We start from the raw sequence: 12,315 nt of genomic DNA on the forward strand, positions 1-12,315 counted from the left end.
TTCCTGTGTCCTGGGCGGCTGAATAAGCCGCCCTTTTTTATGTCAGGTCAGCGAGGGGTTGCTGCTGTGAGTTCTGAACAGCCACGCTACAAGGGCCTCTCGCAAAGGCCGCCCACTGGGGGCTCCCCACCAATATTAATGGCTGACAGACTGGCTTCAGGTCTGAGGCCAGTCTGAGCACGCCGGATCGGCAACAACCGCCTCCCTGCGGGCCTCGGCACGCACCATCCCTGGTGCGTGACGTCCGGCTTACCTCAGACTGGCCCCATCCCCGCAGAACGATTGTTCGCTGTAAGTTTTAAAACAGCAATAACATGACGCTCTCTGCGAATTGGTTTGGATGTTGACCTGGGTTTTGACGTTGAGGCGGCATTCAGCAGCGCTGAGGAAGCGCAGCGGGAAAGCGAAACGCCCTTGACGTTGACCTGGACCATCGTGCAGACCTGCGTCACTGGTCGATCGGAACAGAAGACCGGCCACGGATAATGCCCGTATAGTTTTATAGGAATACCTCAGTGGCCGCCCCCTGATTATGATGGTTTTTACCCGACAAAAAAGGGTTCCCCCACCAGAAGGAACCCTCTTTTTACTGCATTAACTTCAGCTTACCGACACCTTACGCCGCCGTTTATCCAGGTCTTTAATCAGCTTATTCACCTGGTCATCCGCGAACATCTCCTCCAGCGTATGGGAGAGCTTACGCCGCCAGTTCGGATACTCATCGCTGGTGCCCGGCACGTTCACCGGGGTGGACATATCCAGCCAGTCCTCTGGCTGCAAGCCCAGCAGCGCACTGGCGCTGTCGGCCACATAGCGTTGCAGGCCACGGTTAATCACCGGGGTCATCGCCATCAGCTCCGCATGGCTGCCGGTTTTCTTCGGAATGCAGTCGTAATGATGCAGCCCGTCGAGCAGCCCCTGACGCGCCCGTGCCCGGTCGAGATACAGCTCCTGCAACACGCTCTCGTCGCGATACAGCCCGAGCGTTTTCCCCAGCGTCAGATCGTCTGCCTGCCAGTAGCCGCGCAGCGTTGGCAGATCGTGCGTGGTGATGGTGGCCATCGCCTGCACCGGATACGACTGCGGCGCACGGAAGTTGTTCTCCTCATCGCGCTCAAAATAGAGCACCTTGTAGGAGTAAACCCCGCCCTCGCGCAGCTTGCTGACGATCTCCACCGGCACCGTGCCCAGATCTTCGCCGATCACCATACAGCGATGCCGCTGACTCTCCAGCGCGAGGATCGCCAGCAGATCGTCCACCGGATAGTGCACATACGCGCCTTTATCCGCCGTCTCGCCCGCCGGGATCCACCACAGACGCAGCAGCGCCATTACATGATCAATGCGCAGCGCGCCGCAGTGGGTCATATTGGCCCGCAGCAGATCGATAAACGGCTGATAGCCCCGGTTGACCATCACATGCGGGTCCATCGGGCGCAGATCCCAGTTCTGGCCCAGCGGGCCAAGGATATCCGGCGGCGCACCCACCGACGCTTTCAGGCAGTACAGTTCGCCGTCGCTCCAGGTTTCAGCGCCTCCGCCCACCACACCCACCGCCAGATCGCGATACAGCCCCATCGACATCTGCTGCTGCTGGCTGGTGTGATAGCACTGCGCGAACTGGGTTTCCGCCAGCCACTGTAGCCACAGATAAAACTCCACCTCCTGCGCATGCTGCTCGCAGAACGCCCGCACCGCCGGGCCGCGGGCATCATGATACTGCTCCGGCCAGTGGTTCCAGCCCGTGGCGATGCCGTTTTCCTGCACCAGGTGTGCGTACAGCGCATCAAAAGCAGCCTGTAACCACAGGCTTTCGCCCCCCTGGCGGGTAAAGTTTGCCAGCGCTTTAACCTGCGCATCCTGCGGCTTACGCCCGAGGAAATGTGCGTACGCCAGGCGCAGGCCTTCCAGCTTCAGCGGCATCACGCAGGCGTAGTCCACCTCGTCGCTGGCACGTGCCGCCGTTAAGCGTTGCTGCGTGTCGGGCAACCGCCACCAGCGCTGTGCCGCCTCACTTTGCCTGAAATCGTCCACCGCGCTGACGTCGATATAGACAACGTTCAGCCAGCGGCGCGACGACGGGCTGTAAGGGCTGGCCGCCGCCGGGTTGGCCGGATAGAGCGCATGGATCGGGTTCAGCCCGACAAAAGCCCCGCCGCGTTCGGCAATCTTTTTCAACAGCAGACTGAGGTCGCCAAAATCACCGATGCCCCAGTTACTGTCCGAACGCAGCGTATAAAGCTGCACGCAGGCGCCCCACAGCTTTTTTCCGGCCAGCAAGGCGTCCGGTTCATAGCAGCGCTTCGGGGCAACAATCACCCGACATTCCCAGGTCTGCGCCTCCTGCGTCAGGGTCAGCTGGTGGTAACCCGGCGGGATTTTCCCCGCCAGCGCCAGCGTCATTTTGCCGCTAATCCGGCCGCGCTGGGTGGCCCCACTCTCCAGTTGCAACGTCCAGAGGTATTCACCGTCGCCCTCGACCGGCAGCGCCAGACGCTGGCCCGCGACGAAAACTTTTACCCCCGGTACGGGCGTGGAGGCCTGACGGCGCTCCCCCGTCCAGCCCATCGCGGTTAACAGCTCGCGTTTGGTTTCCGCGGCAATCGCCTGCTGCTGCCCGTGCGCATTAATAAAGCCGGAGGAGATCCCCGCCTCCCTGGCCGCCTGCTCCAGTGTGTTGTGCTCCATGGGGGCTCCTTAGCGTTTCGCCTGCCAGATACGCTGCTGATAATCGCGGATCGAGCGGTCTGAACTGAACATCCCGACGCGGGCGGTATTGAGGATGGTTTTACGCGTCCACTCGTCGCTGTTGCGATACAGGACATCCACCTTCTGCTGCGCGGCGCAGTAATCCGCGAAATCAGCCAGCACCAGATACGGATCCCCGCCTCCCAGCAGGCTGTCGAGCATCAGGCTGAACGCCTGCTTATCGCCATTGCTGAAGAAGCCGTTTTCCAGCTCTTTCAGGATGCTGTCCAGGTGCTTGTCTTTCTTGCGGATGCTCAGCGGATCGTAGCCACTGGCCTGCAACGCTTTCACCTGATCGACGGTGTTGCCGAAGATAAAGATATTGTCTTCGCCCACCTGTTCGGCGATCTCGACGTTGGCCCCGTCGAGCGTGCCGACGGTCAGCGCGCCATTCAGTGCCAGCTTCATGTTGCCGGTGCCGGAGGCCTCTTTACCTGCGGTTGAGATCTGCTCGGAGACGTCCGCCGCCGGGATCATCAGCTCCGCCACCGAAACACGGTAATCCGGGATGAACACCACTTTCAGACGATCGCCCACCAGCGGATCGTGATTGATCTTCTCTGCCACCTGGTTGATGGCGTAAATAATGTTTTTCGCCAGGTAATAGCCCGGCGCGGCTTTGGCACCAAACAGGAACACGCGCGGTGCCATATCCCTTTGCGGGTTATCGCGCAGCTGGCGGTAGAGCGACAAAATGTGCAGCAGGTTGAGATGCTGACGTTTGTACTCGTGCAGACGTTTGATCTGCACGTCGAAAATCGCTTCCGGGTTAAGCACAATTCCGGTGACCTGCTTCACGTACGCGGCCAGTGTGATTTTGTTATCACGCTTAATCTGCTGATAGCGCTGGCAGAACGCCGCATCATCGGCGAAAGGCTCCAGCCCTTGCAGCGCATCGAGATTATTCACCCATTCGGTTTTCAGCGTGTCATCGATCAGCGCAGAGAGCGCCGGGTTGCACTGCTTTAACCAGCGGCGCGGGGTGATGCCGTTGGTGACGTTGTGGAATTTGTTTGGCCACAGCTGGTGGTATTCCGGGAACAGATCTTTTACCACCAGCTCAGAGTGCAGCGCCGCCACGCCGTTCACCGCAAAGCCGCTGACCACGCACAGGTTGGCCATGCGCACCTCACGGTTCTGGTGCACCGAGAGTTTTTCCCACACCGCTTTGTCGCCCGGCCACTGTTTTTCCACCACTTTCTTAAAGCGGGCATTAATGGCTTTGATCAGCGAGAAGTGGCGCGGCAGCAGGCTGCGTACCAGCTTCTCATCCCAGCACTCCAGCGCTTCCGGCATCAGGGTATGGTTGGTGTAGGCGAAGGTCTTCTGGACGATCGCCCAGGCCGCGTCCCACTCCAGCTGGTGCTCGTCGAGCAGGATACGCAGCAGCTCCGGGATGGCGATAGTCGGGTGGGTGTCGTTCAGCTGGATCACCTCATAGTCGGGCAGATCCTGAATGGCGCGCCCGAGGAAGTGATGACGGCGCAGAATGTCGGCGACCGAACAGGCACACTGGAAATACTGCTGCATCAGGCGCAGGCGTTTTCCGGCATCGTGGTTGTCATTCGGATACAGCACTTTCGTCAGCTTCGCGGCATCGATACCTTTCTGCTCCGCCTTCAGGAACGCGCCGTCGTTAAACAGCGTCAGATCGAACGGATGCACGTCGGTGGCCTGCCACAGACGCAGCGGCTGGGTCACCCCATTTTGGTACCCCACCACCGGCAGATCCCAGGCTTCACCGCGCAGCGTAAACGCGGGCTGCCACTGCTCTGCGCCCTGCGCGTTCTTCACCAGTTTGCCGCCGAAGGCGACATCGACTGACAGCGCGCTGTTGTGGCTGAACCACGGATAGCTTTCGCGGTGCCAGTTGTCCGGTGCTTCCTGCTGCTGGCCCTCTTTAAAGGACTGGCGGAACAGGCCGTACTGATAATTCAGGCCATAGCCCGTAGCGGGCTGCCCGACGGTGGCCATCGAATCAAGGAAACATGCCGCCAGACGCCCCAGCCCGCCGTTGCCCAGCGCCGGATCGGTTTCCTGCTCCAGCACATCGGCCAGCTCAACGCCCTGCTCTTTCAGCGCCTGGCTGACCGTGTCATACCAGCCCAGGTTGATCAGGTTGTTGGCGGTCAGACGGCCAATCAGAAATTCCATCGAAATGTAGTTTACATGGCGCTGCGGCTGCCGGGTCGCTGCGGGTGCAGGCTGTGCGTTCAGTTGTTCTGATAGCGCCGCACTGGTCGCCTGCCACCACTGGTGGGGCGTCATATCCTGCGCCTGCTGCAAACCGAACCCCTGCCACTGGCGTTTTAGCGCAGCGATAAACTGTGTTTTATCTAACGTCACCTGCATCACATGCCTCTTTATTCGGGAATCTGTAGGAAAGTAGAGTGTTAGAGCCTATCCCAGTAGGCGTCATTGTCGCGGCCAGTTTGGACACGGACAGCGCGGAAAAACCGGAGCGTACACGCAGTACGTGAGGATTTTGAGCACTGCCCAGGGCCAAAATGGCAAGTAAAATAGCCTAATGGGATAAGCTCTTATATCCCTATGCTGAAGCCTTGTCGGGGGCGCAACATCCTCCCGCCAGCGATTAGACGGGGAGGAGCACCGGGGCGTAGCCGGAGGGGATGCAGGGTCAGGGGGAGTGGTGCAAAATTTGTCTTTAGAAGTGTGATGTAGAGCAAGTTAACAGCATGTAAATACGTAACATTGTTGCATTCGATGTTTCAAAGGAGGACTTTAGAAAAAGTGATTAATTACACGCTGCGAAATAATTATTACGCCCTCTGACTACCGTCAAAAGAATCGAAAAAAAATGCTGATCCCATCAAAATTGAGCCGCCCGGTGCGGCAGCAAAATACCGTGGTGCGCGACCGACTGCTGAACCGGCTGTCGGCAGCGCCGCATTATCGTCTGACTCTGGTCGGCAGCCCGGCGGGGTATGGCAAAACCACGCTGGTCGCGCACTGGGCGGCGGGTAAGAGCGATCTGGGCTGGTATTCTCTTGATGAAAGCGACAACCTGCCGGAGCGTTTTGCCAGCTATCTGATTGCCGCCATCCAGCAGGCCTGCGGCGGCCATTGCGGCAAAAGTGAGGCGCTGAGCCTGAAGCATCAGTACGCCAGTCTGCCGGCGCTGTTCGCCCAGCTGTTCGTCGAGCTCTCCGACTGGCATCGCCCGCTGTTGCTGGTGATCGATGATTATCATCTGATCACCAACGATGCGATCCATGAAGGGATGCGTTTCTTTTTACGTCATCAGCCGGAGAACCTCTCGCTGGTGGTGCTTTCGCGCACCCTGCCGCCGCTGGGGATCGCCAACCTGCGCGTGCGTGAGCAACTGCTTGAACTGAATGCCACCCATCTGGCCTTTACGCACCCCGAGACGCAGCAATTTTTCGATAACCGCCTTAACGATCCCATCGACCAGGCCGACAGCAGCCGTCTGTGTGATGACGTCGCGGGCTGGGCCACCGCCTTACAGCTGATTGCCCTCTCGGCGCGCCAGTCCAGCACGCCTTCGCGGCAATCAACGCAGCAGTCTGCGCGTAAGCTGGCAGGGCTGAACGCCAGCCACCTTTCCGACTATCTGGTGGATGAAGTGCTGGACCGCGTCGATGCCCCGACCCGTGATTTCCTGCTGCGCTGCTCGTTGCTGCGCTCGATGAACGATGCCCTGATTGTGCGCCTGACCGGGGGGGATAATGGCCAGCAGCGTCTGGAAGAGTTAGAGCGTCAGGGCCTGTTTATACACCGCATGGATGACAGCGGCGAGTGGTTCAGCTTCCATCCCCTGTTCGCCACCTTCCTGCGTCAGCGCTGCCAGTGGGAACTGGCAAGTGAGCTGCCCGCCATTCACCGTGCGGCCGCCGAAGGCTGGCTGGCGCAGGGGTTCCCGGCGGAGGCAATCCACCACGCGCTGGGTGCCGATGACATCGATATGCTGCGCGATATTATGCTGCAACACGCCTGGTCGCTGTTTAATCAGAGCGAGCTGGCGCTGCTGGAAGAGTGCCTGGCCGCCCTGCCTTATGACCGCCTGATCCAGAGCCCCAGGCTGGTGCTGTTGCAGGCCTGGCTGGCGCAGAGCCAGCACCGCTATGCCGAGGTCGATACCCTGCTGGCGCAGGCGGAAAGCGAGATGCAGAAGCGCGATATCGTGATGGATCAGGACCTGAACGCGGAGTTCAATGCGCTGCGTGCGCAGGTCGCCATCAATGACGGACGCCAGGATGAAGCGGAACAGCTGGCCGCCGAGGCGCTGCGTTTTCTGCCGTATGAGAGCTTTTACAGCCGGATTGTCGCCACCTCCGTCACCGGGGAGATCCAGCACTGCAAAGGCGACCTGGCCCGCGCCCTGCCGCTGATGCAGCAGACGGAACAGATTGCCCGCCGTCACGAAGCCTATCACTACGCGCTGTGGGCACTGATACAGCAGAGCGAGATCCTTATCGCTCAGGGCTTTTTGCAGGCCGCGTTTGAGATGCAGGATCGCGCGTTCGAACTGGTGCGCGAACAGCATCTTGAACAGCTGCCGATGCACGAGTTTTTACTGCGTCTGCGATCGCAGCTGTTATGGTCGTGGTCCCGCCTGGACGATGCCGAAGACGCCGCACGTCAGGGGCTGGAGATACTGACTAACTTCCATCCCCAGCAGCAGTTGCAGTGCCTGGCCATGCTGGCGAAGTGCTCGCTGGCACGCGGTCAGCTGGATAATGCCCATCATCATTTACAACGCTGCGAGGCGCTGCTGAAAACCGGCCAGTACCATATCGACTGGCTGACCAACACTGACAAGCCGCGTGTCACCTACTGGCAGATGGTGGGCGATAAAGCCGCCGCACGCCAGTGGCTGCAACAGGCGCGTAAACCCGATATGGCCGATAACCATTTCCAGCAGGGCCAGTGGCGTAATATCGCCCGCGTGCAGATCCTGCTGGAGAAGTTTGATGAAGCCGAAGTGGTGCTGGATGAACTGAATCAGAATGCGCGCCAGCTGCGCCTGACCAGCGACCTGAACCGCAATCTGCTGCTGAGCAACCTGCTTTACTGGCACACCGGCCGTAAAGGGGAAGCGCAGCATGCCCTGATTGAAGCGCTGGGGCTGGCAAACCGCACCGGGTTTATCAGCCACTTTGTGATTGAAGGGGAGATGATGGCGCAGCAGCTGCGTCAGCTGATCCAGCTTAACCTGCTGCCCGACCTGGAGCAGCGCCGTGCACAGCTGATTTTACGCGAGATTAACCAACATCATCGCCATAAGTTTGCGCATTTCGACGAAGGTTTTGTCAATAAACTGCTGACGCATCCGCAGGTGCCGGAGCTGATCCGCACCAGCCCGCTCACCCAGCGTGAATGGCAGGTGCTGGGGCTGATTTACTCCGGCTACAGCAACGACCAGATTGCCGGGGAGCTGGACGTGGCCTCCACCACCATCAAAACCCATATCCGTAATCTGTATCAGAAGCTGGGCGTGGCGCACCGCCAGGAAGCCGTGCAGCAGGCACAGCATCTGTTGCAGGTGATGGGGTACGGGGCGTAAGGGCCCCGGAAATGCTTTTACTGGCTGCCTGTTCAGCAACCGGTCTGGTACTGGCTGCCTGTCAGCGACCGGTCTGGGGCCGGTTTGAGCACCGCCGGATCGGCAAAAGACGCATCCCTGCGGGCCTCGGCACGCGACGTCCTGTCGCGGGACGTCCGGCTTACCTCAAACTGGCCCCCTCCCCGCAAGATAGCGCTCGCTGTGAGTTTTAAAACCCCGACTGCATTGCGATCTTTCGTAGGTGGCGATCATCTTTTCCGATCGCCCCGTAACTCCGGATTGGCGTCCTACTCAACATCACGGGCAGACCGGAAAAAAGGGTCTACCCCTTCGTATCCTGAGTTGTTTTCGGTTTGGGTTTTGACCTGGATTTTGACGTTGAGGCGGCATTCAGCAGCGCTGAGGAAGCACAGTGAACCAGGACGAACCGCCAGGACGGCGGTGAGAGGGAGAGCCGGCACAGGGATGTGCCGTCACGACCGATCCGTCGGTGAACGACGCTTGCGAAGGCACCCGCTGAAAGCGGGCGATGCGCCTGCCGCAAGCCCGGATTCCAAAAGGCGGGGCGACTGCCGCCCTTTGGTCGCTCAGCCCGCGCAGCGGGAAAGCGAAACGCCCTTGACGTTGACCCTGGCCTTGACCTGGGCCATCGTGCAAACCATCACCAGGGTGAAGCCTGGCATGGCGGGACCCGATATCACCTTGAGTTAATGGCATATAACTCGATGGTCGGTATCACATCCACCCCATCAGAGGTATAAAATACGGAATTAGTGAAATCATAAATTCTTCCTGTAATCCTTACCGTCACCCGATTGCCCACTTTTGTGACGCTGGCCCCATCACTGTCCGAAGTGAGAAAAGGTGCCGTATTTCCTAATACCTTTAATACGTCCTTTTGTATTTCACCCGCCAGATAGTAGCGGTAAACCTCAGATACCGTTGCCCCGCCGCCCTGATATTTCGTCACATATAACCAGGTATCGTCATTAAGCTGCCGGGATTGATACAGCGCATCATCATAAGGTGGCCCTACGTAATAGTGGTAAGCGACATTGCCGATAACCAGCACCAGTAACACGATTGTGAGCAGGCGGTGTATCCATTTCATCATCATTCCGCGCTCATTTGTCATTCCCTTCCCTGCGAGTAGCGCCATGTCGAGCATCCTTGTTTAAAAAACATGAATTATCAAAAAGATAACAAAACCTACCATGATTCACTGTAGAAACAATGATATAAACGTCCAATTATTTACCGCTGAAGAAAAACATTCTGTGCGCCAGAATGAGAAATAATGTAATTTTTTAATAAATAATTAAAAATACAGGAGGGAATAAAAATAAGCCGCTCAATGAGTGATGTTACATCTCTTTCATTATTTTTCTGCGCCGCGTTGCATTTTTTAACTTTAGCTATTTTTCCAGAGTGATTAGTTTTTACTGCTGGTTATAATAACAGGGTATTTAATCGCGGCATGAAGGTGCTAGGAACACCGTCATACCGCTAACCGCAACAACTATACAAGGTAGTTATTATGGCTGAGCAGGATTGTAATACAGACGTTGTTAAATCAGAAGTCACCGCGCCCACGCTGCGCCATTTAACCGTGACTTATGCGAGCACCTATCCAGATTACCAGCAGATCCCGGCGCTGAGCATCAAAGGGAAATGGCTGGAAGCCGCAGGTTTTGCCACCGGCACCAAAGTTGATATCCGCGTGATGAAGGGTTGCCTGGTGATCACCGCCCTCACCCCACCGGATGAACCGGCGATCATGTCCTCGCTGCGTAAAGTCTGCACGCTGTCGGTACGTAAGCAGCGCCAGGTGGAGGAGTTTATCGGGGTGATTGCGGGGAAACGGGTGAGAGGGTAAGGCTTGAGACGGAATCCCGCCTGTGAAGGCGGGATTAAAAGAATGATGTCGTTCGAGTTATTACCTGCCCTTTCAGCGCCTTACCTTTCCGAGGCCTTTAAAAAATCGGGTATTGTTGCCCTTTTTTTAAAACCGGGCAGGCTTAACCAAAGTGCAGCCATACTGTGGTTTCGATATCATCGACGCTTAGCTAATATGTAGAGTCAGTAAAATAACCCATTCACCGTTAGCAAGCACTAAAGTGATAATATTTTAGCTCTTCACTCTTAATAAAATAATAATATTAGCATTTTCTCATACTAATAAGGATTTTGATTAAACCTTCTACTATTGCGCCCCGCCCGGGCTGCCCACATACTACAATCATCGTGTTTAAAATCCGGCAACAGGGGCTCCATAGTGACAAAGGCAAACATCAATCCGGCAATGCTAAGCTGGGCGCGCGAGCGCTCTGGCATCGCGATGGATTTGTTTGCCCGTAAATGCGGAACCAGCGAAGAGCGCCTCCAGCAGTGGGAAGACGGGGCGCACGATATCACCTTTAATCAGGCGATGACTTTCGCTGATAAAGCCCATGTTCCCTTTGGCTATCTGTACCTGGCGACTCCACCGGTTGAAACGCTGCCGATCCCCGACCTTCGTACCCTTCAGGGTAAGGGCGTGCAGCGCCCCAGTGCAGAGTTGCTGGACTTACTGAAAATAATGCTCCAGCGTCAGGAGTGGTACAGGGAATATCTGCAGCAGCAGTTTATGGGTCCCGCTAAATTATCAGGCCGCTTCTCCAGCCAGGATTCTGCCATGACTATTGTTCTGGATATGCGGCTTAAGCTGGGCGTCAATGCCCATCCAACGCGCGGTAGCTGGGAAGATTATTATCGCGAGCTGGTACAGCGTATTGAATCTGCTGGCGTGTTGGTGATGCGATCCTCAAGTCTTGGCCACCATTCCCGTCCCTTCAATGTGGAAGAGTTTCGGGGTTTTGCCATTACTGATGACTACGCCCCCATTATTTTTGTTAATCACGCTGACGCGCCCGGTGCAAGGCTGTTTACGCTTATCCATGAGCTATGCCACATCTGGATAGGTCAGTCTGGTGTCTCTGATGGCGGAACAGCCACACATCTTAAAGAAGAAATTTTATGTAATGCCGTCGCCGCTGAGTTCTTAGTGCCGGCAGAGGAGTTTCTCACACACTGGCAAGCTGGCTATGAAAGCTGGCAGGATAATCTGCCTCATCTGGAACAGCATTTTCACGTAAGTCGCTGGGCACTTGCTCGCCGTGCTTTAACACTCAGGCTGATCGACCAACAGGAATATGAACTGTTTGTTCATCTGCAACAAAAAGCCTTTGCGCAACGTGATAAAGGTACCGGGTCACCGGGTTATTACCGGACTAAAAACGCACAAATCAGTACCTCTTTTTCTCGCGCAGTGGTGAGCCAGGCGCTGAGTGGGCAACTATTACTTCGTGATGCAGGCGATCTTCTTGATGGAATGAAACCCGCCAGTATCGCTCGTTTTGCAAAGGAGTTGGGGCTTTGAAATATCTGCTGGATGCGAATACCTACATTGAAGCCAAGAATTTTTACTACGGTATGGATATATGCCCTGCTTACTGGCAATGGCTTGACTGGCAATTTGAGCAAGGCATTGTTGCCAGTGTCGATATGATCGGCAGAGAGTTACGGGAGGGTAACGATGAACTGGCGGATTGGGCAAGGTCAAGACCTGAGCACTTTATTCATAACGATGACCCAGCGACCCAGTCCATTTTCCAGCAGATACTGATCGATGTGATGGCTGGTGACTACAACCCACGGGACCGTGATAACTTTTTGGCTAAAGCAGACCCATGGATTATTGCAAAAGGTAAGTCTATGGGAGCGACAGTGATCACCCATGAGACACTGTTCCCGGCAAATACACGAAAAGTTAAAGTTCCAAATATCTGCCAAAAACTACAGGTTCCCTGCTTAACAACCTTCCAGTTTTTACGAAAATTGAATGCACGCTTTGTGCTTGAGAAAAATAATAACTAACTTATCGCGTAAAAATAAAGAAAATCAGGGGGAGGCAATCATGGTCTCCCCCTGCTGAATTTAACGATTTAACAACCAAATTTGCTTAAGATTTGAAGCTGAAAGCG

Annotated in this window: 7 protein-coding genes; 4 read left to right on the forward strand and 3 right to left on the reverse strand. The window is 56.3% G+C overall.

Annotated features, from left to right (window positions below; translation table 11 throughout):
* Nucleotides 1-600 precede the first annotated feature (600 nt).
* Both malQ and malP read right to left on the reverse strand, forming a co-directional pair.
* On the reverse strand, nucleotides 601-2,688 hold the full coding sequence (malQ, locus tag WH277_RS27855) for a 4-alpha-glucanotransferase (protein ID WP_339507467.1): 2,088 nt from the start codon (nucleotides 2,686-2,688) through the stop codon (nucleotides 601-603).
* 9 nt (nucleotides 2,689-2,697) lie between these two features.
* Nucleotides 2,698-5,100 (reverse strand): maltodextrin phosphorylase, encoded by a 2,403-nt coding sequence (gene malP, locus WH277_RS27860; RefSeq protein WP_339507469.1) that lies wholly within the window; start codon nucleotides 5,098-5,100, stop codon nucleotides 2,698-2,700.
* 466 nt (nucleotides 5,101-5,566) lie between these two features.
* On the opposite strand from malP, the gene malT reads away from it, so the two are divergent.
* Nucleotides 5,567-8,293, forward strand: a complete 2,727-nt coding sequence (gene malT / locus WH277_RS27865) for an HTH-type transcriptional regulator MalT (protein WP_133843937.1) — start codon at nucleotides 5,567-5,569, stop codon at nucleotides 8,291-8,293.
* Nucleotides 8,294-8,990: 697 nt separating this feature from the next.
* On the opposite strand, the gene WH277_RS27870 is transcribed toward malT, so the two are convergent.
* Nucleotides 8,991-9,452, reverse strand: coding sequence for a hypothetical protein (locus tag WH277_RS27870; RefSeq protein WP_339507470.1), 462 nt, complete (start codon nucleotides 9,450-9,452; stop codon nucleotides 8,991-8,993).
* Nucleotides 9,453-9,830: 378 nt separating this feature from the next.
* Between WH277_RS27870 and symE the strand changes: the two genes are divergently transcribed.
* The 3 genes from symE (at nucleotide 9,831) to WH277_RS27885 (ending at nucleotide 12,208) form a co-directional block, all read left to right on the forward strand.
* Complete coding sequence (symE, locus tag WH277_RS27875) at nucleotides 9,831-10,169, forward strand: endoribonuclease SymE (protein ID WP_212813670.1); 339 nt, start codon at nucleotides 9,831-9,833, stop codon at nucleotides 10,167-10,169.
* Nucleotides 10,170-10,568: 399 nt separating this feature from the next.
* The gene (locus tag WH277_RS27880) at nucleotides 10,569-11,711 is read left to right on the forward strand and encodes an ImmA/IrrE family metallo-endopeptidase (protein WP_339507471.1); all 1,143 of its coding nucleotides are present in this window, start codon (nucleotides 10,569-10,571) and stop codon (nucleotides 11,709-11,711) included.
* On the forward strand, nucleotides 11,708-12,208 hold the full coding sequence (locus WH277_RS27885; protein WP_200642768.1) for a DUF4411 family protein: 501 nt from the start codon (nucleotides 11,708-11,710) through the stop codon (nucleotides 12,206-12,208). Before WH277_RS27880 ends, WH277_RS27885 begins: the two co-directional genes overlap by 4 nt.
* Nucleotides 12,209-12,315 lie beyond the last annotated feature (107 nt).

It is taken from the genome of Erwinia sp. MYb416 (assembly GCF_037479575.1).
Taxonomy (GTDB): domain Bacteria; phylum Pseudomonadota; class Gammaproteobacteria; order Enterobacterales; family Enterobacteriaceae; genus Erwinia; species Erwinia rhapontici.

Bases quoted from the DNA above. Each gene is read 5' to 3' on its own strand.
- malQ (WP_339507467.1), bottom strand. From the start codon at position 2,688: ATGGAGCACAACACACTGGAGCAGGCGGCCAGGGAGGCGGGGATCTCC.
- malP (WP_339507469.1), bottom strand. From the start codon at position 5,100: ATGCAGGTGACGTTAGATAAAACACAGTTTATCGCTGCGCTAAAACGC.
- malT (WP_133843937.1), top strand. From the start codon at position 5,567: ATGCTGATCCCATCAAAATTGAGCCGCCCGGTGCGGCAGCAAAATACC.
- WH277_RS27870 (WP_339507470.1), bottom strand. From the start codon at position 9,452: ATGGCGCTACTCGCAGGGAAGGGAATGACAAATGAGCGCGGAATGATG.
- symE (WP_212813670.1), top strand. From the start codon at position 9,831: ATGGCTGAGCAGGATTGTAATACAGACGTTGTTAAATCAGAAGTCACC.